Source organism: Stenotrophomonas sp. 71799_Sma (assembly GCF_056482505.1).
Map to the genome: position 1 here is coordinate 947,295 of NZ_CM151202.1, position 24,820 is coordinate 972,114.

General features: G+C 65.4%; 19 protein-coding genes and 5 tRNA genes. 14 read left to right on the forward strand and 10 right to left on the reverse strand.

Translation table 11 applies throughout. The features are described from left to right. Window positions 1-80 precede the first annotated feature (80 nt). From ACZK4Z_RS04325 to ACZK4Z_RS04355, 7 genes are all read right to left on the reverse strand, one after another. Complete coding sequence (locus tag ACZK4Z_RS04325; protein WP_125895361.1) at window positions 81-3,005, reverse strand: TonB-dependent receptor domain-containing protein; 2,925 nt, start codon at window positions 3,003-3,005, stop codon at window positions 81-83. 337 nt (window positions 3,006-3,342) lie between these two features. Continuing rightward, window positions 3,343-6,312 (reverse strand): TonB-dependent receptor domain-containing protein, encoded by a 2,970-nt coding sequence (locus ACZK4Z_RS04330; RefSeq protein WP_032129076.1) that lies wholly within the window; start codon window positions 6,310-6,312, stop codon window positions 3,343-3,345. A gap of 306 nt (window positions 6,313-6,618) precedes the next feature. Next, window positions 6,619-8,145 carry an exopolyphosphatase gene (ppx, locus tag ACZK4Z_RS04335; protein ID WP_010483920.1) on the reverse strand — a complete coding sequence of 509 codons (1,527 nt, stop codon included), beginning with the start codon at window positions 8,143-8,145 and terminating at the stop codon, window positions 6,619-6,621. Window positions 8,146-8,501: 356 nt separating this feature from the next. Then, entirely contained in the window at window positions 8,502-10,589 is a 2,088-nt protein-coding gene (ppk1, locus tag ACZK4Z_RS04340) for a polyphosphate kinase 1 (protein ID WP_032129077.1), read from the reverse strand. A 21-nt stretch (window positions 10,590-10,610) separates the two neighbouring features. After that, the gene (phoR, locus tag ACZK4Z_RS04345) at window positions 10,611-11,924 is read right to left on the reverse strand and encodes a phosphate regulon sensor histidine kinase PhoR (protein WP_478451196.1); all 1,314 of its coding nucleotides are present in this window, start codon (window positions 11,922-11,924) and stop codon (window positions 10,611-10,613) included. 106 nt (window positions 11,925-12,030) lie between these two features. Further along, entirely contained in the window at window positions 12,031-12,720 is a 690-nt protein-coding gene (gene phoB, locus ACZK4Z_RS04350; RefSeq protein ID WP_005408258.1) for a phosphate regulon transcriptional regulator PhoB, read from the reverse strand. A 116-nt stretch (window positions 12,721-12,836) separates the two neighbouring features. After that, window positions 12,837-14,483 carry a M48 family metalloprotease gene (locus tag ACZK4Z_RS04355; protein ID WP_032129079.1) on the reverse strand — a complete coding sequence of 549 codons (1,647 nt, stop codon included), beginning with the start codon at window positions 14,481-14,483 and terminating at the stop codon, window positions 12,837-12,839. A gap of 142 nt (window positions 14,484-14,625) precedes the next feature. Here ACZK4Z_RS04355 and grxC point away from each other — a divergent pair, with 142 nt between their 5' ends. The 7 genes from grxC to ACZK4Z_RS04390 all read left to right on the forward strand — a co-directional run bounded on the left by grxC (window position 14,626) and on the right by ACZK4Z_RS04390 (window position 19,845). Further along, entirely contained in the window at window positions 14,626-14,916 is a 291-nt protein-coding gene (gene grxC, locus ACZK4Z_RS04360) for a glutaredoxin 3 (protein ID WP_049400919.1), read from the forward strand. Then, on the forward strand, window positions 14,913-15,305 hold the full coding sequence (locus tag ACZK4Z_RS04365) for a carboxymuconolactone decarboxylase family protein (RefSeq protein ID WP_004146041.1): 393 nt from the start codon (window positions 14,913-14,915) through the stop codon (window positions 15,303-15,305). Before grxC ends, ACZK4Z_RS04365 begins: the two co-directional genes overlap by 4 nt. A 351-nt stretch (window positions 15,306-15,656) precedes the next feature. Next, complete coding sequence (locus tag ACZK4Z_RS04370; protein WP_032129081.1) at window positions 15,657-16,661, forward strand: isocitrate dehydrogenase; 1,005 nt, start codon at window positions 15,657-15,659, stop codon at window positions 16,659-16,661. 131 nt (window positions 16,662-16,792) lie between these two features. After that, window positions 16,793-17,203, forward strand: a complete 411-nt coding sequence (locus tag ACZK4Z_RS04375) for a hypothetical protein (protein WP_125895358.1) — start codon at window positions 16,793-16,795, stop codon at window positions 17,201-17,203. A gap of 161 nt (window positions 17,204-17,364) precedes the next feature. Beyond that, window positions 17,365-18,108: a cysteine hydrolase family protein gene (locus ACZK4Z_RS04380; protein WP_125895357.1), complete on the forward strand. Its 744-nt coding sequence runs from the start codon at window positions 17,365-17,367 to the stop codon at window positions 18,106-18,108. 53 nt (window positions 18,109-18,161) lie between these two features. After that, a complete protein-coding gene (locus tag ACZK4Z_RS04385) occupies window positions 18,162-19,070 on the forward strand; it encodes a LysR family transcriptional regulator (protein WP_125895356.1) in 909 nt (302 codons plus the stop codon). A 25-nt stretch (window positions 19,071-19,095) separates the two neighbouring features. Next, a complete protein-coding gene (locus tag ACZK4Z_RS04390) occupies window positions 19,096-19,845 on the forward strand; it encodes a sulfite exporter TauE/SafE family protein (RefSeq protein WP_032129085.1) in 750 nt (249 codons plus the stop codon). Window positions 19,846-19,905: 60 nt separating this feature from the next. On the opposite strand, the gene ACZK4Z_RS04395 is transcribed toward ACZK4Z_RS04390, so the two are convergent. Continuing rightward, window positions 19,906-20,664: a Bax inhibitor-1/YccA family protein gene (locus ACZK4Z_RS04395; RefSeq protein ID WP_010483901.1), complete on the reverse strand. Its 759-nt coding sequence runs from the start codon at window positions 20,662-20,664 to the stop codon at window positions 19,906-19,908. A 180-nt stretch (window positions 20,665-20,844) separates the two neighbouring features. Here ACZK4Z_RS04395 and ACZK4Z_RS04400 point away from each other — a divergent pair. Both ACZK4Z_RS04400 and ACZK4Z_RS04405 read left to right on the forward strand, forming a co-directional pair. Then, window positions 20,845-20,921: transfer RNA gene (locus tag ACZK4Z_RS04400), tRNA-Pro, on the forward strand. Between the two features lie 39 nt (window positions 20,922-20,960). Beyond that, window positions 20,961-21,037 (forward strand) — tRNA-Arg (locus tag ACZK4Z_RS04405). Between the two features lie 318 nt (window positions 21,038-21,355). Here the strand turns inward: ACZK4Z_RS04405 and ACZK4Z_RS04410 are convergent. After that, the gene (locus ACZK4Z_RS04410) at window positions 21,356-21,856 is read right to left on the reverse strand and encodes a hypothetical protein (protein ID WP_478451199.1); all 501 of its coding nucleotides are present in this window, start codon (window positions 21,854-21,856) and stop codon (window positions 21,356-21,358) included. A 9-nt stretch (window positions 21,857-21,865) separates the two neighbouring features. Continuing rightward, the gene (locus ACZK4Z_RS04415; RefSeq protein ID WP_032129316.1) at window positions 21,866-22,786 is read right to left on the reverse strand and encodes a hypothetical protein; all 921 of its coding nucleotides are present in this window, start codon (window positions 22,784-22,786) and stop codon (window positions 21,866-21,868) included. A 435-nt stretch (window positions 22,787-23,221) separates the two neighbouring features. On the opposite strand from ACZK4Z_RS04415, the gene ACZK4Z_RS04420 reads away from it, so the two are divergent. From ACZK4Z_RS04420 to ACZK4Z_RS04440, 5 genes are all read left to right on the forward strand, one after another. Next, complete coding sequence (locus ACZK4Z_RS04420) at window positions 23,222-23,446, forward strand: hypothetical protein (protein ID WP_049422622.1); 225 nt, start codon at window positions 23,222-23,224, stop codon at window positions 23,444-23,446. Between the two features lie 168 nt (window positions 23,447-23,614). After that, window positions 23,615-23,691 (forward strand) — tRNA-His (locus tag ACZK4Z_RS04425). Between the two features lie 79 nt (window positions 23,692-23,770). Next, window positions 23,771-23,846: transfer RNA gene (locus ACZK4Z_RS04430), tRNA-Lys, on the forward strand. A gap of 198 nt (window positions 23,847-24,044) precedes the next feature. Continuing rightward, a tRNA-Lys gene (locus ACZK4Z_RS04435) sits at window positions 24,045-24,120 on the forward strand. A gap of 246 nt (window positions 24,121-24,366) precedes the next feature. Then, on the forward strand, window positions 24,367-24,732 hold the full coding sequence (locus tag ACZK4Z_RS04440) for a hypothetical protein (RefSeq protein ID WP_125894652.1): 366 nt from the start codon (window positions 24,367-24,369) through the stop codon (window positions 24,730-24,732). The last annotated feature ends 88 nt before the right edge of the window (window positions 24,733-24,820 follow it).

A 24,820-nucleotide genomic window follows, 5' to 3' on the forward strand; every position in this document is an offset into this window, starting at 1 on the left:
CACGGGATGACGGTGGTCAGGTCCCTGTACGAAGCCACGGCCCCGAAGGGCCGTGGCGGTCGTGCAGGTGGCGCGGTGGATCAGAAGCGCTGCTGGTATTTCATGTAGATGAAACGACCGATGTCGAAGCCACCGTAGTAGGAGAAGTTGGCGCTCGGCTGGCTGTACATGGCCGGTCCCTGGCGGCCGAACACATTGTTGGCACCGATCGAGACGGTCGCATCCCATGGCAGGTTGTAGCGCGCCTGCACGTCGTGGAAGGTGACCGATCCGCGACGGTTGTAGTCACGGCTGCCACTGAACCACGGCGCGCGCTGGCCCGGGTGCGAGCACTCACCCGGATACGTGGCTGCATCCAGGCAACGCTCCTTGACCGCGGAGAAATAGCGCAGGCCCCAGTTAAGGCCGAGGTTGCCACGCTCCCAGCCCAACGATGCGTTGGAGCGCACACGGAAGCCGATGCCGCCGTTGCTGGCGATGCCATTGCTGGGAATGGGCGGGGCATCCGCCTCGTTGGTGGTCCGTTCTTCCGCGGCGACCACATAGGTGGTCTTCCAGTCGGCGCTCAGCGTGCCCCAGGACGTTTCGATCTTGTGGCCGATCTCCAGGTCATAGCCTTCGGCCTGGCGGAACCCGCTGTTGCGGCTGCCATAGTTGAGCGTGTTGACGATGCCCAGTTCCGGGTCGCGGGTGAAACTGCCGCAGCGCTCGGCGATGCCCAGTTCGTAGCAGTCGCGGAGGATGTCGTTGGGATGGTCGGCGACGATGGTGTTGTCGATGCGGATCTTCCACCAGTCCAACGCAATGTTCAGTCCTTCGGCAAACGTCGGGCTCCAGACCAGCCCCAGCGTGCGGCTGGTCGAGGTTTCCGGCTTCAGGTCGGGATTGGAGCCGTTGGTGAAGGGCAGGGGCGTCTGCCCACTGCTGCCGGTGATCGGCTCGTTGCCCTGGCCGAGCTGGCGGTAGCTGTCCGCGTTGGCGATGTCGGCGGCGCAACGTGCACGTACCTCCGGGCTGCTGGCGGCGGCGCCATAGACCGTATCGCAGGGGTCACGGAAGCCGGTGGTGAAGGTCTGCGAGCCGCCGCCGTACAGATTCGAGATGGTCGGCGCACGGAAACCCTGGGCCCAGGTGCCACGGACCAGCAACTGGTCGATCGGCTTCCACGAGATGCCGAACTTGCTGTTGAGGGTTCCGCCGAAGGTGGTGTAGTCCGAGTAGCGCGTTGCCATGTCCAGGGTCAGCTGGCGTGCACCGGGGAGGTCGCTCAGCACCGGCACGCTCAGCTCCAGATAGGCCTCGTCGACACGGTAGCCACCGCCGGTCGGGCCCGCCGCCAGGTTGGTGGTGGCGCCGGTCTGGGCCAGCGCGTCGGGAATGAAGCGACCCTCCTCGCGGCGGCTCTCCACACCCAGGGCGAAGCCCAGTTCCCCGGCGGGCAGCGTGGCAAGGCCGCCACTGAGGCTGGCGAACAGGTTGCGGGTGGTGTTGCGGCCACGGGTGAGTTCCTCGGGGAACAGCCAGTCCTGCAGTTCGCCATTGCCGGTCAGGCCGTACGGGTCCTCCTGGCCATACGGCACCAGTGGATTCCAGGGCTTGCAGCCGGCAATCGGTGCATCCGGTGTACCGCATTCCACCTTGCCGGTGGCCGGGTTGTAGAACGAAGGACCGGTGGAATCGGCAACGCGCTGCTTGTGCAGGTCGCCGGTGGCACGCTGCTCCAGCTCGCTGCGGTTGTACTGGTAGCCGGCTTCCCAATCGAAGTCGCGACCGGCGAACTGGAAGCTGCCTTCAAACGCTGCAATACCCTGCCAGGTGGTCAGTTCGCTGGTGCTGATGCGTGGAATCTCCCAGGTGCGGCGGTTCCAGTGCACGTCGCTTGGGCGTTCATAGCCGTGGTGGCGGCCGAACGGATTGAACCAGCTGTCGGCGGACATCGGCGTGATGCCGGCCGCACCGGACTGGAACGGATAGCCGGCAATCTGGCGCGTGGTGGTGCGTCGGTTGTAGGCCAGCTGGGTGTTGAAGCGGATCTGGTCGTTCAGATCCATGCGTGCATCGACGAAGAGCGAATCGCGCTTGATCGGCGTCTGCACGTGCATCTGTTCATTGCTGTTGCTGACATCACCGGTGAACGGTGTGTTGTCACTGAGGTGGAAGCTGTCCGGCCCGCCCGGCTGGCTGCCGCGATCGAGCGAATAGCTGCAGCCACGGGCGCTGCTGCAGCCCGGGCCCTTGAAGCCGACGATGCGCCCCCACTGCCCGACCGTGGTCCAGCCATCGTCCGGATGACGATCGGTATAGGTGTAGGCGCTGAAGCCGCGGTCCTTCGCCCAAACGCCCTTTTCTTCGACATGCTCGGCGGCGACACTGATCGAAGCGCGGTCATTCGACCAGCCGGCAACCACGTCGTACTGGGTGCGGGCACCATCGCCTTCGCTGAACTGCCCGTGGTAGACGTTGGCGGTCACGCCCTGGACGTTGCGCCGGGTGATGATGTTGACCACGCCGGCCATCGCGTCGGAACCGTAGATGGCCGAGGCGCCGTCCTTCAGCACTTCCATGCGTTCCACGGCAGCGGCGGGAATGCTGGATATATCCTGGTAACCCGAAGTGGTCATGCCCAGGCGCTTGCCGTTGACCAGCACCAGGGTGCGCTGTGCACCGAGGCCGCGCATGTCCACGTAGCTGCCGCCTGCGGCCTCGCCCGCACTGAGCGGGCTGGCACGGCTCAAGGCCGGGCTGCCGGTTGCGGTCAGGTTCTGCAGGATGTCGGCAACGGAATTGAAGCCCTGCCGCTCGATGTCGGCGCGGCTGATGGTCAGCACCGGCTGCGCGGTTTCCAGGTCGACCTGGCGGATGCGCGAACCGGTGATCTCGATACGGTCCAGCGTGGTGGCTTCCGGTGCGTGCTGGGCGAATGCGGGGGCGGCCAGTGCGGTGGTGGCCGTCATCGCCAGTGCACGACGGATCGCCAACCCGAGCTCGGGAATACGGATGGTCATGGGTCTCTCTCTCAGTCTTCGAAGTCTTCGGAACACAGCCAAGCGGGGCTGCGTCAACTCCACCGCGGCGGTGGATGTTCGAACCTAGTGAAGATGGATGGGGAGACGTATGGGCAAGCGACGAAAGCGCTGCAGACGGCCGTGACGCTTCTGCACAAAGCGGAAGCAAATCAATCGATTGCTCCAACCTGTGGCATCGCGGCGGACGCAGCGCAGAGGACCGTGTCCCTGATTGAACGCATCACGGTCAATGTGGAAAGCGACAGTCTGCGCGGAGGCAGAAAAAAACCACGGCCCCGAAGGGCCGTGGTCGTCGAGCTTCAACAGCGCGGATGGATCAGAAGCGCTGCTGGTACTTCATGTACATGAAACGACCGATGTCGTAGCCACCGTAGTAGGAGAACGACGAGTTCGGCTTGCTGTACATCACCGGCGCTTCCTTGCCGAACACATTGTTCGCGCCCACCGAAACGGTGGCATCCCACGGCAGGTTGTAGCGGAACTGCACGTCGTGGAAGGTCACGGCACCGCGCTCGTTGTACGCGGTCGGCGACTTCAGCCACGGAGCCAGGAAGGTCGGATCGGAGCATTCGTCCGCATAACGCGAGGCGTTGAGGCAGCGCTCCTTCACACCGGAGTAGTAGCGTGCCGTCCAGCTGACGCCGAAGTCACCCACATCCCAGCCCAGCACCAGGTTCGAGCGCACGCGGAACGCAAGGCTGGTGGCGGTGCCGATGGTGTTGGCAACGCCGTTGATCGGCGTGATCGCTTCGCGGACATCGTTGGTGGAGCGGTAGACGTTCTTGCTCACATAGGTGCTGGTCCAGCCTGCGCTCAGCTTGCCGTAGCTGGTGTCGACGCGGTAGCTGACATCCAGGTCGTAACCTTCGGTCTCGGCAAAGCCGGCATTGCGGTTGCCGAACTTCAGGCCGGTGACGATGCCGTTGGACGGGTCACGGCTGAAGCGGCTGCAGCGCGATTCGATGCCCTGCTCGTAGCAGTCCCTCAGGATCTGGTTCGGGCTGTCACCGACGATGGTGTTGTCGATGCGGATCTTCCACCAGTCCAGTGCCACGTTGAGGTTGCTGAGGAAGGTCGGGCTCCACACCAGGCCCAGCGTCTTGCTGGTCGAGGTTTCCGGAACCAGCAGCGGGTTCGAACCGGACACGAACGGCGTCGGGGTCGCATCCTGCGCCGTGGTCACCGGGGTGTTGCCCTGCTTCAGCTGGCGGAAGTTGCCGGCATCGGCGATGTCACGTGCGCATCGCGCGCGGACTTCAGCACTGCCCTTGGCCGAGCCGAACACGGTGTCGCACGGATCGCTGAACTGCGCGAAGGTTTCCGAACCGCCACCGTACAGGTCGTTGATGGTCGGGGCGCGGAAGCCTTCTGCCCAGGTACCACGGACCAGCAGCTGGTCGATCGGCTTCCACTTGAAGCCGAACTTGCTGTTGAGCGTGTTGCCGAAGGTGTTGTACTTGGAGTAACGGGTGGCGGCACTGAAGCTCAGCTCACGCGCACCGGGCAGGTCGGCCAGCACCGGCACGCTGAGCTCCAGGTAGGCTTCCTTCACGTTGTAGCTGCCACCGGTCGGGCCTGCGGCCAGGTTGGTGGTGGCGCCGGTCTGGGCCAGGGCATCGGGGGTGTAGCGGCCATCTTCCTTGCGGCTTTCCACGCCGAAAGCGAAGCCCAGGTCGCCGGCCGGCAGGGTCATGATGCTGCCGGACAGGTTGGCAAACGCGTTCTTGGTGGTGGTGCGGCCGGTGGTGCGTTCCGCCGGGAACAGCCAGGCCATCAGTTCTTCATTGCCGGTCAGCCCGTTCGGATCGTTCTTGCCGTAGGGCACCAGCGGGTTCCACGGCGTGCAGCCGCTGATCACCGCGCCCGGACGGCCACACATCACCTTGCCGGTGGCCGGATCCAGGAACGACGGACCCACAGCATCGCGCACGCGCTTCTTGTGCAGGTTGCCGGTGGCGGTAGCGGTCAGCTCGTTGCGGTTGTACTGGTAGCCCACGTCCCAGTCGAAGTAGCGCTGGCCGATCTCGAAGCTGCCATCCAGCGACACTACCGCACGGTAGGTCTTCAGTTCGCTGGTGCTCACACGCGGGATTTCCCAGGTGCGGCGGTTCCAGGCCACGTCGGTAGGCTTGGCATAGCCGTGCTGGTTGCCGAACGGATTGAAGTAGCTGTCCTTGGACATCAGGCCGGTGGCGGTCGGGTCGCCCGAGATGGACACCGAGCTGGACTGCAGGGGGTAGCCTGCAATCTGGCGCTCGGCCGAACGCTTGTTGTAGCCGAATTCGGTGCGCAGGTTGACCTGGTCGGTGATCTTGAAGCGACCGTCGAAGTACACCGAATCACGCTTGAGCGGATACATGACGTGCATCTGTTCGTTGGCGTTGCTGACGTCGCCGGTGAACGGGGTCGCATCGGTCAGGTGGTAGTTGGCCGGGTTGGTCGGGTCAGCACCACGGTTGAGCGAGTAGCCGCAGCCGTCCTTGGTGTTGGTGCAGCCCGGGCCGCCCTTCAGGCCGGTGACCTGGCCCCACTGGCTCAGCGTGGTCCAGTTGGAGGCATCGTTCGGGTGGCGGTCGCTCACGCCGTACTTGCTGAACCAGCGGTCCTTGGCCCAGACGCTCTTTTCTTCGGAGTGTTCCAGTGCCAGGGTCAGCGACACGCGGTCATTGCTCCAGCCACCCACCACGTCGAAGCGGTCGCGCGCGCCGTCACCTTCGCTGTACTGGCCGTGGTAGACGTTGGCGGTCACACCGTTGACGTTGGAACGGGTGATGATGTTGACCACGCCGGCCATCGCATCGGAACCGTAGATGGCCGACGCGCCATCCTTCAGCACTTCGATGCGCTCCACCGCCGACACCGGCAGCGAGGACACGTCCTGCAGGCCCGAGGTGCTGATGCCCAGGCGCTTGCCGTTGACCAGCACCAGGGTGCGCTGCGCGCCCAGGTTGCGCATGTCGATGTAGGTGCCGCCGGTGTTTTCGCCCGAGCTCAGTGCGTTTGCACGGCTGATCGCCGGGCTGCCCATGGCGGTCACGTTCTGCAGGATGTCGGCCACCGAGCTGAAGCCCTGGCGCTCGATGTCCAACCGGCTCAGTGCCAGGACCGGCTGAGCGGTCTCCACGTCCACCTGGCGGATGCGCGAGCCAGTGATCTCGATGCGATCCAGGGTGGTCGGCGCGGCGGTGCTGCCACTCTGGGCGAACGCAGGCAGGGCGGCCAGCGTCGCAGTAGTTGCCAGGGCGTAGCGGATGGCCTGCCCCAGGGGGGTGGTACGTGAAGTCATGACGAGCTCTCTCTCTCTCAGGTCGTGCAGGGACGCCAAAAGGGGCGTCGAAGAAATCGGCCGCCCACAAGCGGACCGATGACCCGATAGTAGTCTCGTTGGTTAATGCTGTGTAAAGAGGTCGTGTCGATTTGTACCAGGCTTCATCGTCAGATTTCACGAAAGCTCAACAAAAGCAGTCGCTTAGCTGTAACGCTGAATGCGCTCCCCCGACTTGATCTGCTGCGTCGCAGCAGGTCAACCGGGGGCGCATGCGCGAACCGTAACGGTGTGTGACCTTCTTTCCCTCGCGGGAAAGCGTGAGCCTCAGGCTACGAAGGGCCGGAACTGGATGCCCAGCCCGGCGATGCCGTCGGTCTCGCCGATCAGATCGGCGCGCAGCAGTGGCCGGGCATCAATGAAGGCCTGCGGCACGATCAACGACAGGCGGTTGTCGTCGGCGGTCAGTTCCAACGCCGGCAGTGGATCGTCCTCATGGGCACGATTGAGCAGCACCGCCAGGCGCAGCAGGGCGGCCAGCCGGCGAGCGGTCAGCAGCAGGCGCTCGGGCAGGGCGTCGAAGGCGGTCTTGGTCACGCTGCGGCGATGGCTGCGCACCAGCGCGGCCAGCATCTGCTGTTCCTGCCGCGAGAAGCCGGCGATATCCGAGTGTTCCAGCACGTAGCTGCCATGCACGTGGTAGCCGCTGTGCGCGATCATCAGGCCCAGCTCGTGCAGGCGCGCAGCCCAGCCGAGCATGCGCGCGTCGTCGGCATCGAGCCGCCAGCGTTCCTGCACCTGTTCCAGCAGTGACAGCGCGGTGTCCTGCACACGGTCGGCCTGCACGGTATCGATGCCGTAGCGCTGGCTGAGCGCGGACACCGATTCATCGCGCAGATCGTTCTCGCCAGCGCGGCCGACGATGTCGTAGAGGATGCCTTCGCGCATCGCGGCCTTGCTGACCAGCAGCTTCTGCAGGCCCAGCGCCTGGAAGGCGGCCTCCAGCACCAGGATGCCGCCGGCAATGATCGGGCGGCGGTCGCTGGACAGTCCCGGCAACTGGATGTCGTCGATCTTCTTGGCCTTCAGCAGTTCGTCGCGCAGTTGCGGCAGGGCCTCGGCGGTAATCGCGCCCTTGCTCAGCTTCATCGTCGCGCAGATCTCGCTGATCGCCTTGTGCGTGCCCGAAGAACCCAGCGCTTCCTGCCAGCCCAGCGCGCGGTACTTGCTGGCGAAGGGCTGGAACTCGCGACCGATCTCGGCCAGCGCGTCCTTCCAGCGCTTCTTGCTCAGCTTGCCGCCGGGGAAGAAACGCCGGGTGCTGGCAATGCAGCCGGCCTGCAGGCTTTCGCGCTCCAGGGTCTGCATGCCCATGCCGATGATGAATTCGGTGGAGCCGCCGCCGATGTCGATGACCAGCCGGCGCTGGCCGGGCTTGGGCGGTTGTGCATGGGCCACGCCCAGGTAGATCAGGCGCGCTTCTTCGCGGCCGCTGACCACTTCGATGGCGTGCCCGAGCGCGGTTTCGGCGGGAACCAGGAACGACTGCGGTGAACGCAGCTGGCGCACGGTGTTGGTGGCCAGTGCGCGCACCCGGTGCGGCGGTACATTGCGGATGCGCTGGCCGAAGCGGGCCAGGCATTCCAGCGCGCGCTGCCGGGCAGCGGAGGAGAGCCCGCCTTTGCCGTCCAGGCCGTCGGCCATGCGCACGGTCTCGCGCAGGCGGTCGATTACCCGCAGCTGGCCGAGCGTGTAGCGCGCGATGACCATGTGGAAACTATTGGAGCCAAGGTCGATGGCGGCCAGCAGGTCGCCATCCTGCAATGCGGGCGGAGTCGTGGTGGTGTGCGGCATGGACGAATGTTAGCCGAAGGGGCGGTGTGCTCGTCACCGCGCGACCTTCACATTTTGGAAGAGGGGAGTGCGGCTGGGCTGCGCCCTGCACCTGCAGAGGCAACGTCAACGTCAAGAGCTGGCTATCCGTGGGATGGCGGGGCAGGTCCGGTCGAGGGGGACGCTGCAAGTACGTCCATGTAAGCTCGGTCGCCGCATCCATGCGGCTCACGCCCCCTCAACCGGACCCACCCCGCCTTCGACAGATTTCTGCGATCTGATGGTGGGTGCCGACCGTTGGTCGGCACTGATCCTATCCAGCCCCAAATCGGTGCCTACCGCTCCTGGTAGGTGTCGACCTTGGTCGACACACCGGGTTACAGACCCTGCATCAGTGCCATCTGCGCAGAATGCGGTGCCTCGTCGTGGGCGGGCGCACGCTTGTGGTAGATGCCGTCGGCATCCAGTTCCCAGGCGTTGAGGTTGTCGTCCAGGTAGTTCTGCAGGACCTCGCGGTAGACCCGCTTGGCCAGCTCCGGGTCGAGGATCGGAAAGCAGGTCTCGACCCGGCGCAGCAGGTTGCGTTCCAGCCAGTCGGCGCTGGCGCAGTACATCTCCGGTGCGCCGTCGTTGCCGAACCAGTAGACGCGGCTGTGCTCCAGGAAGCGGCCGACGATCGAGCGCACGCGGATGTTGTCCGAGATGCCCGGCACACCCGGGCGCAGGGTGCAGGCGCCGCGGATGATCAGGTCGATCTGCACGCCGGCCTGCGAGGCGGCGTACAGCGCGCGCACCACCTGCGGTTCGTTCAGGGCGTTCATCTTGGCGATGATCCGCGCCGGGCGGCCGGCGGCGGCGATGCGCGTCTCGCGCTCGATGCGGCCGAGGATGCCGGTGTGCAGGGTGAAGGGCGACTGCAGCAGGCGCTTGAGCTTCATCTTCGAGGCCAGCCCGGACAGCTGCTGGAACAGCAGGTGCACATCGTTGCCGATGTCCGCATCGGCGGTGATCAGGCTGATGTCGGTGTACGCACGGGCGGTACCGCTGTGGTAGTTGCCGGTACCAAGGTGCACATAGCGGCGCAGCTTGCGGCCCTCGCGGCGCACGATCAGCAGCATCTTGGCGTGGGTCTTGTAGCCGACCACGCCATACACCACCTGCACGCCGGCCTCCTGCAGGCGATCAGCCAGGCCGAGGTTGGCTTCCTCGTCGAAGCGGGCGCGCAGTTCGACCACCACGGTCACGTCCTTGCCGTTGCGTGCGGCCTGGATCAGTGCATCGACAATCAGCGAATCCTTGCCGGTGCGGTACAGGGTCTGCTTGATCGCCAGCACGTTGGGATCGACCGCCGCCTGCCGGATCAGGTCCAGCACGGCGGTGAAGGCATCGAACGGGTGATGCAGCAGCAGGTCGTGGCGCGCCACTGTCTCGAAGATGCCGTCGCTGTCGCGCAGCGTGCGCGGGGTCATCGGCGGGTACTTCAGGTCCGGCTGTGCGATCAGGTCGTACAGCTGGATGATGCGGTTGAGGTTGACCGGGCCGTCGATGCGGTACACCGCGTTCTCGGTCAGGCCGAAGTTCTGCAGCAGGGTGCGCACGATGTCGCGTGGCATGTCCTGCGCGATCTCCAGGCGCACCGCCGGCCGGTAGCCGCGGTCGACCAGTTCATCGCGCAGCGCCAGCGCCAGGTTCTCCACTTCCTCCTCGTCCACCACCAGCTCGGAATTGCGGGTGACGCGGAACTGGTAGGCCCCCTGGACTTCCATGCCCGGGAACAGCTCATCGACGAAGGTCGACAGCACCGACGACAGGAACACGAAGTTCTGCGGACCGCCGAGTTTTTCCGGCAGCTGGATGATGCGCGGCAGCGAGCGCGGCGCACGCACGATGGCCAGGTGGCCGGCGCGGCCGAACGCGTCGGTGCCCTTCAGCACCACCACGATGTTCAGCGACTTGTTGAGGATCTTCGGGAACGGGTGCACCGGGTCCAGGCCCAGCGGTGACAGCACCGGCATGATCTCGTTGCGGAAGTACGCACGCAGCCAGCGCTTCTGGCGATCGGTCCAGGAATGGCGGCCGAGCACGCCGATGCCGGCGTCCATCAGCGCCGGGCGCAGCGTCTCGTTCCAGCAGCGGTACTGCTGGTCCACCAGTTCCGCGGCGCGGTCATGGATGGCGTTGAGGATGGCCTGCGGGCTCATCCCGTCCGGCGCCGGCGGCAGGCCGAATTCCTGCGCGTGGCGTACGGCGGCGGCGCGGATCTCGAAGAACTCGTCGAGGTTGGTGCAGGAGATGCACATGAAGCGCAGGCGCTCCAGCAGCGGCACCTGCGGGTCCATCGCCTGGGCCAGCACGCGGAAGTTGAAATCCAGCTGCGACAGCTCGCGGTTGATGTACAGCGCCGGGTCGCGCAACGGATCGTTGTCCGGGCTCACGGGGAGGGGGAGGGATCCGAGGCTGCTCATGGCGTCATTCTTCGATGGAGGTCAGGGGGCGGACTCGCGCGGGCGCACGTGGTCGGCATCGAAATGGCAGGAGAACACCGAGCCCTTGCCGACTTCGCTTTCAATCTCCAGCCGTGCGTGGTGCAGGCCGAGGATGTGCTTGACGATGGACAGGCCCAGGCCGGTACCGCCGCTTTCGCGGGAGCGGCTGCTGGAGACACGGTAGAAACGTTCGGTCAGGCGCGGCAGGTGGGAGGCCGGGATGCCATAGCCGGAATCGCGCACCGCCAGCACGGCACCGTCGCCTTCGCGGCGGAACTCCACGGCGATGCGGCCACCGGCCGGCGTATAGCGCACCGCATTGGTGACCAGGTTGGAGAAGGCGCTGTGCAGTTCCTTGGTCGAGCCCTGCAGGTCAACGCCGGCCAGGTCGTCGATGCTGATCTGGTGGCGGCCCTGGCTGTGCGCTTCGGCTTCGCGGCGCAGCGTCGCCAGCATCGGCTGCATGGCCACGGTCTCTTCCTCGCTGTGTTCCTGCGATTCGAGGCGCGACAGGGTCAGCAGGTCTTCCACCAGCTGGGCCATGCGCTGGCTCTGCTTGCGCATTTCTTCCAGCATCGGTCCGGTTCCCGGGAAGTCCTCCGGGTCCATCATGTCCAGGTAGCCGTGCACCACGGTGAGCGGCGTGCGCAGTTCGTGTGAAACGTTGGCCACGAAATCGCGGCGCACCTGTTCCAGGCGCAGCAGCTTGCTGACGTCGCGGGCGATCAGCAGCCAGTAATCCGACGAATAGGGAATCAGGCGCAGGTTCAGGCGGATCGCCGGATCGACCGGCGAAGGCACGTCGAGGATCGGTTCGGCGTTGCGGCCGCCGGCCAGCCAGTGCGCCAGCGGCATCGGCTGCAGGCGTTCAACCAGGGCTTCGCCGAGGTCGCCGGGGTGATGCAGGCCGAGCAGGGCGGTGGCCGCTTCGTTGAACCACTGCACGCGCTGGCTGTTGCGGTCCAGCACCACCACCGCATCGGGAAGTGCGGCGGCCGCAGCGCGATAGCTGCGCAGCATGTCCAGCAGGCGGCGCTTGCGCACGCGCATTTCCACCTGGTTGCGGTACAGCAGGCGGTCCAGCTCGTTCCAGACGCCGGTGCCTTCTTCGGCGGTATCCCATCGCTGGCGCGCGGTCAGCCGCCGCAGCACGCTGCGCAGGCGCCAGTAATGCCATGCCAGCGTGGCCAGCGCGCCCAACGCGATGCACAACCACAGATGGCCCGTGAACCACCCCACCAGTCCGGCGAACAGCAGTACCGCGGCAACGGTGGCCAGGGTCTTCAACCAGGCAGAGCGGATGTGGCGGGGCATTGCGATCTCGTCGTTGAGGTGCGGCGGTTCACTGGGGTGAACCGAGGGTTATAGCAGAGTTGCCGGCGCCGGCACCCGCAGGTGCGCGGTGCCGGCACGACGAGGCTCAGGTAGCAGTGGAGAAGCGGTAGCCGGCGCCGCGCACGGTCTGCACCATGTTTTCGGCGTTGAACGGTTCCAGCGTCTTGCGCAGGCGGCGGATGTGCACGTCGATGGTGCGCTCCTCCACGTACACGCTGCCGCCCCACACATGGTCCAGCAGCTGGGCGCGGGTATAGACGCGCTCCGGGTGGGTCATGAAGAAGTGCAGCAGGCGGTATTCGGTCGGGCCGATCGGCACCGGCTGGTCGTTGGCGAACACGCGATGGGCGGCGCCGTCGATGCGGATCGGGCCGACCGCCACGCTGCCGTCCTCGTCGTCCTCGCGGGCGCGGCGCATCACCGCACGGATGCGGGCCAGCAGTTCGCGCGCCGAGAACGGCTTGACCACATAGTCGTCGACGCCGGCTTCAAGGCCACCCACGCGGTCGTTCTCTTCGCCGCGGGCGGTCAGCATGATGATCGGCACTTCGCGGGTCAGGGTTTCCTTGCGCCAGCGCCGGGCCAGGTCCAGGCCGCTGGTACCGGGCAGCATCCAGTCCAGCAGGATCAGGTCGGGGACGCGGTCGGCGATGGCGGTCTGGGCCTCACGGGCGTCGCCGGCGTGGACCGGTTCGTAATCGCCCTTGCGCAGGGCGAAGGCGACCATTTCACGGATCGCGGGCTCGTCATCGACGATCAGGATGCGTTTCTGCACGAGGACACCGTAGGGCTCGGTTACTGGAGTGGTGCCAGTAGACTACGGTTTGATGACATGTTTGTGACTACCTGGCCGGAACCGTTCGGGATTGCCATCGGCCGGTCATGCAGCGCTCAGCGGCGGTCCAGGTCCGGGTCCTGCACGCCCTGCCGGCGCAGCTCCAGCACGGTGGGGGTGATCGCCTCGATGCGCGCATCCACCCGCGCCCGGCCTACGTAGTCCAACGCCGGGTTGCGCTTGAGCGCCTGCAGCTGCATCAGCGACTGTTCCGGCCGGCCGCTGAGGAAGGCCGCCTCGGCGTAGGCCTCGCTGGCACGCACGCTGTCGCCGGCCAACTCGCTTGCGCGGGCGTACCGCTGCTGGAAGACCGGATCGTTACCGCTTTGCGACAGCAGGGGCCGCAGCATGGCCTGCGCGCGCTGGCCCGCCTCGCGGCTGCCCTGTTCGTTCAGGATCTCGGCATAGGTCAGCGCCACCGGACGGCTGTTGGGGTGCTGACGCAGCAACTGCTCGAAGCGGCTGTTGGCCTGGGCGGTCTGGCCTGCACGCGATTCGGCCTCGCCCAGCCCCAGAGCCAGCCACAGGTTGTCCGGGCGGGTCTGCAGCAGGCCTGCCAGGGTCTGCCGGGCCTGGGTGGCGCCAGCGCGACCGCTGCGCATCACCGCCAGCGCCTGGCCATAGCGCTGGGCATCGTTGAGGCCGTCCTTCTGACGCTTGGCCAGATCGGCATACTCGCGTTCCAGCTCGGGGGTGGAATCCGCGCTGAGCACGCGCAGGCGCTCGCGGGCCCAGTCGAAGTCGCCACTGGCGCCGCGGCTGAGCTGGCCCATCGGGATGCGCAGCACGCTGCTGGGCAGCAGCGGGTTGGTTCCGCGCAACAGAGGTTCGGCCAGGCTGGGATCGGCCGGGTCCACGCGCTCCCTGCGCTCGCCGCTGGGGGTGCTGGTGGTCAGCAGCACCGTGTCCTTCTTCATCTGGTCGGCGCGGGCCTTCGCCTCGCTGATGCGGGTGATGTTGACCGGATGGGTGCGCAGGAACTCGGGCACGCTGTAGCCACCCTCGTTGCCGCGCATCGCCGATGCCATCCGCTCGAAGAAGCCGGCCATGGCGTCCACGTCGTAACCGCTGCGCGACAGCGTGCGGATGCCGAGGCGATCGGCCTCGGATTCGTTGGAGCGGGTGTAGTTGATCTGGCGCTGCTGCATCAGGCCCATGCCCGAGCTGATCGCGGCCATGGTCGCGTTGCCGGACGACGTGCTGTTGCTGGCCTGTGCGGCCACCACCGCCGCCAGCATGCCGAGCAGGATCGGGATCTGGTCGCGCTGGGCACGCTCGACCCCGCGCAGCACGTGCTGCTGGGTGACGTGCGCGATTTCGTGCGACAGCACCGCCGCGACCTCGTCCTCGCGCTCGGCGGTCAGCACCAGGCCGGCATTGACCCCGATGTAGCCGCCCAGCGTGGCGAAGGCGTTGATCTGGCGGTCCTTCATCACGAAGAACGTGTAGGGCTGGCGAGGCTGGTCGCTGTTGGAGCCGAGCCGGGTACCCATGGTCTGCAGCCAGTCGTTGACCAGCGGGTCATCCAGCAGGTAGCCGTAGTTGCGCAGCTCGCGCAGCATCATCGCGCCGTACTCGGCCTGGCGGGCCGGGGTCAGCAGCTCGCCGGCCGAGGAGCCGATGTCGGGCAGCTTCTCCTGGGCCTGGGCGAGTGGCATGGCCAGGGCCAGGGTGACGGCGGTAGTCAGCAGCAGGGCTCGCAAGCAGTGGGTCCTCGGGCAGGGCGCGCCAAGCGTGGCAGGGTGGGGGGCAACCATTCGTTAATCCACAGTGTTGCGGCCGTGGCGTGGAAATTCCAGCGCACCGGTACCATATGTAGACCGTCGATCCATCGTGGAGTTTCCCGTGACAGCCCAGACCGCCGGCGGTGCCCCCGCCATCACCATCTATTCCACCGCCGTCTGCCCGTACTGCGTGGCCGCCAAGAACTTCCTGAAGAGCAAGGGCCAGCAGTGGACCGAGGTCCGCATCGACCTGGACCCGGTCGAGCGCGAGAAGATGATGGCACTGACCCGCCGTACCAGCGTGCCGCAGATCTTCGTCGGCGACGTCCACGTGGGCGGCTACGACGACATGATGGCCCTGCACCGTGAAGGCAAGCTCGAGCCGCTGCTGGCCGGGCAGGGCCAGGCATGAGCGCGGCCGACGACGGCAGCAAGGACCGCATCGCCGAGTTCACCGACTTCCGCAAGCGCATGAACGAGCGGATCCTGGGCGAGCCGAACCAGGTGGTGCGCCGCTTCTTCGCGCTGGACACGCAGACCTACCAGGCCGGCGCGCTGGATGTGAAGACCAAGGAACTGCTGGGCCTGGTGGCCTCGATGGTGCTGCGCTGCGACGACTGCATCAGCTACCACGTGGCCCAGTGCAAGGACGCCGGGGTGACCCGAGAAGAGTTCTTCGAGACCTTCTCGGTCGGCCTGGTGGTCGGCGGCTCGATCGTGATCCCGCACCTGCGCCGCGCGGTCGACTTCCTCGACCAGCTCGAAGGCGGCGCCGCCGCCCCGGAAGCGCACGCGCACTGAACCTGACGGGCGCCGGGAACCGGGTCCTGTGGCCCTCCCGGTAGTGCCGGCCGCTGGCCGGCATCCCGTGAACCCCACATGGCCGAGGTTGCCGGCCAGCGGCCGGCCCTACCGAGCGCTTCCCCGCGATCCATCAGCCCAGGAGCCCCCTTGTTGTTCAAGGGGGCGCGCCGACAGGTGCGGGGATAAGGTGGGATGCGCGGGCAATTCTGCCTGAGCCGGGCACTGGGACCATGGTCTATTTGGGACCTCGGCCCCGGCTCAGGCATAATTGCCGGTGAAACTTCCTTTGCGCCGGCGTTTCCGGGCACGTCCGGACGGCGTTTTTCCCCCTGTTCGGAACATCGATCAATGACGCAGAAAATTACGGTCATCCGCGGCGACGGCATTGGCCCGGAAATCATGGACGCCACCCTGTTCGTGCTCGACCAGCTCAAGACTGGCCTGGAGTACGAAGACGCCGACGCCGGCCTGGTGGCCCTGGAAAAGCACGGCGACCTGATGCCGGCGGTGACCCTGGAATCGATCGCGCGCAACAAGGTCGCGCTGAAGAGCCCGCTGACCACCCCGGTCGGTGGTGGCTTCACCTCGATCAACGTCAGCCTGCGCCGTCACTTCGACCTGTACGCCAATGTGCGTCCGGCCCACACCTTCCCGAACACCAAGTCGCGTTTCGACAACGTCGACCTGATCACCGTGCGTGAGAATACCGAAGGTGCCTACCTGGCCGAAGGCCAGGAAGTGTCGGCCGACGGCGAGACCGCCTTCTCCGGCACCCGCATCACCCGCAAGGGCTCCGAGCGCATCGTGCGCTACGCCTTCGAGCTGGCCAAGAGCACCGGCCGCAAGAAGGTCACCGCCGTACACAAGGCCAACATCATCAAGTCGACCTCGGGCCTGTTCCTGAATGTCGCCCGTGAAGTGGCTGCGCAGTACCCGGACATCGAATTCCAGGAAATGATCGTCGACAACTGCTGCATGCAGCTGGTGATGCGTCCGGAACAGTTCGACGTGATCGTCACCACCAACCTGTTCGGCGACATCATCTCCGACCTGTGCGCCGGCCTCGTCGGCGGCCTGGGCCTGGCCCCGGGTGCCAACATCGGCAAGGACGCGGCGATCTTCGAAGCCGTGCACGGCACCGCGCCGGACATCGCTGGCCAGGGCAAGGCCAATCCGTGCGCGCTGCTGCTGGCAGCCGCGCAGATGCTGGACCATGTCGGCCAGCCGGAAAATGCCGAGCGCCTGCGCAAGGCCATCGTGGCGACCATGGAAGCCAAGGATTCGCTGACCGGCGACCTGGGCGGCACCGGCACCACCATGAGCTTCGCCCAGGCCATCGCCAGCCGCCTGTAAGCGGCCGGCGATCCGGCTGGAGATCGTCTCGGCGATGTCCAGGCCGGGCCTGCATGCGTTGAAGACGGGCCGTCCTTGTACGGCCCGTCTGCGTTTTCAACTGCGGTTTTTCACCGACAGGATTTTTTCAGATGCCTGAGGCGGCCGTGTGGGTCGTGGCGGCCGTTGCCGTCTATGCTGTCGGCGTGGCGATCTACGCCATCTTCTACTGGCCGTGGTCCCGCGCCCAGCGCGCGCTGCGCCGCCTGCGGACGCAGGGGGCGCCCCTCCGCAGCATGCAGGAGGGCGAGGCGCGCATCCTGCGGTTGATCGAATTTCCGGCAGGATCGCCTGTGTATCTGCTCGAAGGCAGCTGTGCCGAGTTCGTGATCAGGAGCAGGATCTCTCCGGCCCAGCATGTGCAGACCCTGGCCGGCGTCCCAGTGAAGTATCCGGCGGGCCTTGCACGTGCCGTGCGCGCGGGCAGCAATACCGCCGAAGTGGTGCTGGGTCGTGACCACGCGATGATCGTGCGACTCAATGGGGTCAAGCTGGCCCAGTAGAGTCGAGCCATGCTCGACTGCTCCTGCGTAGTCGAGCATGGCTCGACGCTACAAGGACATACTGTGCGAAATTCGCACAGATCATGTGCTTCTACACGGCTGGTTCGTGCGCCGTCCGCTCCGCATCATGTGCCCACTTTCCACCGCACAGGAGCTTGAACATGAACCTCACCGCCTTTGGTCTGGCCAGCCTGATCGGCATGGCCGCCGTTACCCCCGTCACCGCTGCCGAACCGGCCCATCCCACCATTCGCCACATGGCTGGCGCACCCGTTGTGGCTTCGCTGGATGCGGCGAAGACCGCCGTGCTGGTGATCGACTTCCAGAACGAATACTTCGACGGCAGCGCTGCGCCGGGCTTCGCCGGTGGCCGCATGGTCATCCCCGATGGCGTGGCCGCACTGCGGCAGGCGAAGCGGGTGGTCGAGTTCGCCGATGCCCACGGCATCCGCGTGATCCATGTGCAGCACGTGTTGCCGGCTGGTGCGCCGCTGTTCGCGCAGGGCAGCGTCAATGCCGCCTTCCATCGCGACCTGCAGCCGCGCAAAGGTGAGACCGTGGTGCAGAAGGACAACGTCAGCGTGTTCGCCGGTGACTCGGCCGCAGTGCTCGACCAGGTGCTGAAGGATGCCGGCATCGACACCCTGATCGTCACCGGCCTGCAGACCCATGCCTGCGTGGCCGGTGCCGCCCGCGATGCCGCAGCGGCACCGCGTGGCTACCGGGTGATCGTATCGTCCGATGCAACCGCCAGCCGTGATCTGGATCTTGCCGGAGGCCAGCGCATCGGTCATCGCGCGCTGCATGACGCCTCGCTGGCGCAGATTGAAGACACCTTCGGCGACGTCCTGGGCACCGATGCAATCCTGGCCCTGCCGGTACGCAAGGCCGGCGACGGCGCTTGATAAGCTGACGGGGCCCGCACGCCGCGGGCCCCGCCACCTGGAGCTGCCCGCCGATGGACCATTTCGCCGCCCTGCGTGCGCTGCGCGCCATCGTCGATGCAGGCAGTTTCACCGCCGCCGCCGAACGACTGGGTACCACCCATTCGGCGATGTCACGGCAACTGCGGCAGCTGGAAGAACATCTGCAGGTTCGACTGCTCGATCGCAACAGCCGTCGGCTGTCACTGACCGAAGCCGGTCGCGATTACTACCGCGAGGCGGCAGCGCTGCTGGATCGCCTGCAGGAGGCGGATGACCGCGCACGCGCAGGGCAGGCACAGCCCAGCGGCACCGTGCGGATCAGCGTGCCGCAGGTGGTCGCCAGCCAGGAGTTGCCGCATTGGCTGCCGTCGTTCCTGCAGCGCTACCCGCAGGTCGCGCTTGACCTGTCGGCGGATGATCAACTGGTCGATGTCGTCGGTGGCGGCTTCGACCTGGCGCTGCGCATCGCGCCTTCCTTGCCGGACAGCCAGCTGGTCGCCCGCGAGCTGGCCAGCTGCCCACGCATCCTGGTCGCCGCACCGGCCTATCTGGCGCGGCACGGTCTGCCCCGGCAGGCTTCGGACCTCGCACAGCACACGCTGCTGGGTTTCAGTCCCACAGCGGCGATGTCGCCCTGGCAGCTGCAGGGGCCACGCGGTGCCGCCGCGAGCATCGAGGCGGGGCAGCGCCTGCGGGTGGATGCGACGCCAGCGTTGTATGCCGCTGCGTTGGCTGGCATGGGCATCAGCCTGTTCACTGCGCTGACCGTGCAGGAGGACCTGCGTGCCGGCCGCCTGATCCGCGTGCTGCCCGCCTGGCACGCCGGACAGCGGCGCTACTTCGCGCTGTATCCGCACGCGCGGGCGCTGGCGCCGAAGGTGCGTGCGCTGGTCGAGCACCTTGCGGCGCACTACGCTGCACAGGTGGGCGCGGCGGGGTAGTCGCGCGGCAGCAACCGAGGTGGTGATGGAGTCGGTGTATCTGCTGGTCGCGCTGGGCGCGATCGTCGCCGGATTCGTGCAGGGCCTGTCCGGCTTCGCCTTTGGCATGGTGGCGATGTCGTTCTGGGCGTGGGGACTGGAGCCGCGGCTGGCGGCGACGCTTTCGGTGTTTGGTGCGCTGGTCGGGCAGCTGGTCGCAGTGTTCACCGTGCGCCGCGGTTTCAACCTGCGCCTGCTGCTGCCGTTCGTGCTGGGTGGGCTGGCCGGCATTCCGCTGGGCGTGACGGTGCTGCCACGGCTGGACATGGACTGGTTCAAGGCGCTGCTGGGTGGCTTCCTGGCGCTGTGGTGCCCGGTGATGCTGATGGCGCGCTCGTTGCCTCCGGTCCGCGTCGGCGGCCGTATCGGTGATGCGATTGCTGGCATGGCCGGTGGCGTGCTCAGTGGCATCGGCGGCTTTGCCGGGCCGGTGCCGACGTTGTGGAGCACCCTGCGAGGCTTCGGCAAGGACGAGCAGCGCGCGGTCATCCAGAACTTCAACCTGGCGATGCTGGCGGTGACCATGGCCACCTATGTCGGCAGCGGCCTGGTGAGCCGGCAGATGTTGCCGTACTTCGCCATCGTGGCACCGGCCATGCTGGTGCCGACCCTGCTGGGCGCGCGGGTCTACATCGGCATCAGCGAGGCACGCTTCCGGCAGGTCGTGCTGGGCCTGCTGACCGCGTCAGGCATCGCGTTGCTGGCGTCGTCGCTGCCGGTACTGCTGGCGCGCTGAGGGAAGAACAAAAAAGGGCGCCACGAAGGGCGCCCTTTGTCGTCTACGGCATGTTTCGGCTCAGCGCTGCTGGATCTTCGACAGCAGGCGCAGGAATTCAACATACAGCCAGACCAGGGTCACCATCAGGCCGAATGCGCCATACCACTCCATGTACTTCGGTGCACGCTGGGCGACACCGGTTTCGATGAAGTCGAAATCCAGCACCAGGTTCAGCGCGGCCACGACTACCACGAACAGGCTGAAAGCAATGCCCAGCCAGCTGGAGTCGTGGATCACCGGCACGTCGATGTTGAAGAAGCCCAGCACGAACGACGCGAGGTAGAGCAGGGCGATGCCGCCAGTGGCGGCGACCACGCCCATCTTGAAGTTCTCGGTGGCCTTGATCAGGCCGCTGCGGTACGCGAACAGCAGCGCGAACAGGGTGCCAAAGGTCAGCAGCACCGCCTGGAACACGATGCCCGGGAACTTGGCGTTGAACACGGCCGAGATGGCGCCCAGGAACAGGCCTTCCACCAGCGCATACATCGGTGCGGTGACCGGCGACCATTCCTTCTTGAAGACGGTGATGAGCGCCAGCACGAGGCCGCCGATGGCGCCGCCCATGGCATACAGCCTGGCACCGGGCAAGACCTGGCCGTAGTCGCCGATGGTCTGGTTCCAGGCGAAAGCGGCCGTTAATACGGTCAACAGCAGCAGGAAACCGGTCTTGTTGACGGTGCCGTTGAGGGTCATGGCCTGGTCGGGGCTGGTCACCACCGAGCCACTGGCGAGGTCGAGGAAGGTGGACTCGGAAAGAGCCGGGTTGCCGCTGCGCATACGCGTTCTCCGTGCGAATGAGGGTCAGGACGGCCATCCGGCCGATGGGCGTGAGCATAGCCGATGACTGCTTTCGGCGTTGTGGCAGGCGCCGGATCTACGCATCCTGCGTTGACAGTTCCCAATGCGCTTGGCGACAATGACCAGCTCCCCGGGCATGGCCCGAGGGGATTGCAAGACCGGGGTATAGCGCAGTCTGGTAGCGCGCCTGCTTTGGGAGCAGGATGTCGGGGGTTCGAATCCCTCTACCCCGACCAATCCCACATCACGTCGGATTGGACACCGTTCCGGTTCGGGCGCCCGTAGCTCAACTGGATAGAGCACCGGCCTTCTAAGCCGGCGGTTACAGGTTCGATTCCTGTCGGGCGCGCCATTGGAATCAATGGTTTAAGTGCTCACATCCGTGAACATTGGTTCCCATTCGATGGCTGCACGACCCTGGGTGGCGAGCATTCCACCTTCCTCTTTTCCGATGAAAGATGCCCTTTGTATGGGGTGCAGTCGCACGACGTGATGTCATTCCGGTTGCGGTTGACCGGCGTCTGACGTCGATCGGCTCACTCCGCAGGTGCTTGAGCAGCGCCGCCTGGGATGGGGCAATGCACCCGGCAAAGAAAAAAGGCCAGCGCTATGCGCTGGCCTTTTTCAATGTCGCGATGGATGCACTCTGGTCGAGTGCACCCCGGATGGATCACATCTGTTCCAGTTCGCCCACCCGCACCTTGCCGCCACCGCCGCAGTTGCCGTGGCAGCCGCCGCTGATCGGGCCGCCGCCACCACCGCCGCCACCGCCGCCACCGCCGCCGCCACCACCGCCACCACCGCCGCGGGAGTTGGGCGGGAGGACGGTCGAAATCACTTCGCCGGAGTCGAAACCTGCACCTCGCCACGTGTAGTTGACGCAGGAAATACCGTTGCAGACGGTCAGGACATCGCCGGTCTGGACGCGCGTCTGGGCAGTCCAGACCGTGGTCCGGCCGTCATTGAGCTTCTGGACCTCTTGGGAAAGCTGCTGGTTGGTCACCGGATCGGGATACGGGGTTGTCAGCGTGCATCCGGCGGTGCAGTTGATGACGCCAGGAAGCTTTTTCGCTTGAAGGCTCCCGGCCGCCATGAACAGCAGCACGCCTGCAATGGCGGGAATGGAGTTTCTACCAAGCGAAGGGATAATCCCAATCAGTCTAGCTTTCACAATAGGTCCTTATCGTGGGATGCAACAGTTCTTGAAGATTTCGTTCGATGAAATGCGGGCTTTCTCTTTCTCTTGGCTGCTCAGGTTTTTCTCATGGTTGGCAATGTCATTGGTGGTGGCAAAACGTGGGTCCAGCCGGTTGAGGACGCGGGTGTACGCCAGGGCCGCAACGGGATCCGCAGGAACGATGCCGCCATAGGTGTAGGCCATCGCCATGTCGCTGATGACATTGACGTTCCCTTGTGATTCCAGTTCGCGCAGATATCCGGTGGCGGTGTCCTTCCACGCCTCGAGCGCCGCGGGATCACGGATTGCGTCATCAAGCGAACCGATGACTTTCTCCGGCGATCGCGAGTAGGCGCGCATCGCTTCCTGCGAGCCCATGGCGGCGGCCTTCGAAAGCCAATCGGCGTGATAGATGTCCTGATCCAGAGCCAGCGACTCACACTCTTTGAGGATTCGTTCCGACCGCTCCAGGAACCAGTTGCCGGCCCCGACCGTGGTGGCCGAATCCGCCAGCTTGTCAGCGCGATCCGAAATGAAGGTCTGGCATTGCTCGATGGTTCGATAGATTTCGTAGGTTGCCGTGGCATCTCCGGATTCGGAGCGCAGCATCAGTTGCTTGACGTGGGCAAGCGCGTCACCGGGAGGCCGGAACTCATTGCCTCTTACGATTTCGTAGGCCTTGGGGCCCACGGCCTTGTACGAGCCCGGCGGGATCTTGTTGTCCCGCTCAAGCCTTTGCGCGGCCGCCGCACCTGACGCCGGAAGCTGCCTTCCCTGGTCAGGCCGTTCATCGAGGCTGCCACTCTTCCCGGATTCCTCTGCCGTGGCATCCGCAGTTGCCTGCTGCCGGTAGCCGGACATTGCAACGGCTGCCACTGCCAGCACGGCTGCCAGCGCGACGAATCCGATTAGCCGCTTGCTCATCTATTGATCTCACCTTCATTGCAGGAATCGGCATGGTTGCAAACGCGCGCCCTGCGTTCCATGTCCTGCAGCTAACGTTGTATGAATGGATCTCCCCCATCCCTATTTGAGATTCATTCACGATTTGTTCACTAAACGTTCATGCTCTCGGGGCGTGCCCGACGACGGGCGGGCTGTTCGCCAGCGCCTGACATCCGGTGCGTGCGGCACGCGCCTTCTCTAGCTCGGGATGGATGCAGATTCGAACGGCGTGGGTGAGGTGAAGCAGGTGCTGATCGAAGTACATCGGCGGCGCAGGCGCCAACGGCGGCTTACCTTCTGCCGCGGTGCTGTCGCCTTGCGGGCGTTTGCTGGCCTGCTGATGGAGGTGACGGCCGAACGCAACACGTCGTTCGATGTGATCGAAACGATGTCGCCGATGGACAGTTGCGACCGATGTTCTGGGCCGACGATGAGCGCTTGCACGCGCAGGGTGTGCAAGCGATTACCCGTCGAGTGCTTCTTGGCAGGACGCAGTCGCGCAACGTGATGTTTCAGTTGCTCGACGGAGCGGGCCAGCCACGCCTGCAGCTGCAGGTCACGCCGAAAGGGGAGGCCACGCTGTCATTCCTGGATGGGCATGCGGACATCGCGCGCGTGACCTCGGCGGAGCAGCATTGATCTCCTGTTCCGGCCCCTGCACATCAATGTGAAGAAGTGCTTGCAATTCCTTCGCGACTCCCGGAAAATGCCGGACTCGCTTCGGGGGACGGACTTCTGGTTCCACCCGCTAGCAAAGCATCAAGGTCCAGCGTCAGCCTCATCGGCGGTGGAGCGAAAGTTTCAGTGGTGGCTGTAGCTCAGTTGGTTAGAGTACCGGATTGTGATTCCGGTGGTCGGGGGTTCGAATCCCCTCAGCCACCCCACTGATTCAACCGCATCGGCGCAGCCGAAACGGTATTGCAATAAACAGAAAGCACGCTACAATGTGCGTCTGAGTTTCACGGGCCGTTAGCTCAGTTGGTAGAGCAGTTGACTCTTAATCAATAGGTCCAAGGTTCGAATCCTTGACGGCCCACCAAGACAGAAGCCACCTGGTATCCCAGGTGGCTTTTTTCTTATAAGTGTGACTCCCATCGTTTCGATGGATCACGGGTTGCAGAGCCCCGCTTGGCCGTGGATCTGCAATGCAGCGGGACCGCAGTGCTGGTTTCAACGATGTTGAAAAAAGTGCTTGCACCCACCGAGCGGATCGGGTCATAATTCGCGCCCCGATTTCGGGCTGTTAGCTCAGTTGGTAGAGCAGTTGACTCTTAATCAATAGGTCCAAGGTTCGAATCCTTGACAGCCCACCAGACAAAAGCCACTTGGTCATCCAAGTGGCTTTTTTCTTGTCTGCACGCCGGGTTGCGCTTCATCCACGCATGGCGTGGATCTGCTGAAACGGCGCATGGCGTGAATCTACTGAAGCGATGCTGAAATCAGGGACATACGCGTCATCAGTGTTTTCAATGCTGTGCGCTGCTTCTCACCGCATCGCGTCCTGTATCGCACCCAATGGATCTTCCGCGCCGATGGCGCATGCACGAAGGAAGATGTTGATGGCTGATATCAATCGATTGCACCGCACGCTGTGGGTTCCCTTCGCGTTGATGGCGCTGGCTGCCTGCGCGCCAGCCAATGATCCCGCGAAGACCGTTGAACGCGATGCGGGCACGGAGAGCACTCCGGCGCGCCCGGTGGGTGACGCCATGCAGATGCGGCCGGCTCAGCCTGCGGAAGCGGAGGTCCTGCCTGACGCGGTGGATGTGCAGCGCAATGCGGACGGTTCGGTGGATGTGCGCAAGGCCATGCCGGAGTCGGTGGCTCTGCGGCGCACCGATGACGGGGGCGTGGAGATCCGCAAGGGGGAGGCGCCCGCCGAACATGCCGGCATGGCGCCGGCCCGCGCTGTACCGCAGCAGTAAGCCGCAGTCGTCCTGGCGGGTGGTGCGCCCGCCGGGGCGGCAGCGATGCAGGGGCCGCGCGCATCGCGGCAGATTCAGTTTTGTGCAG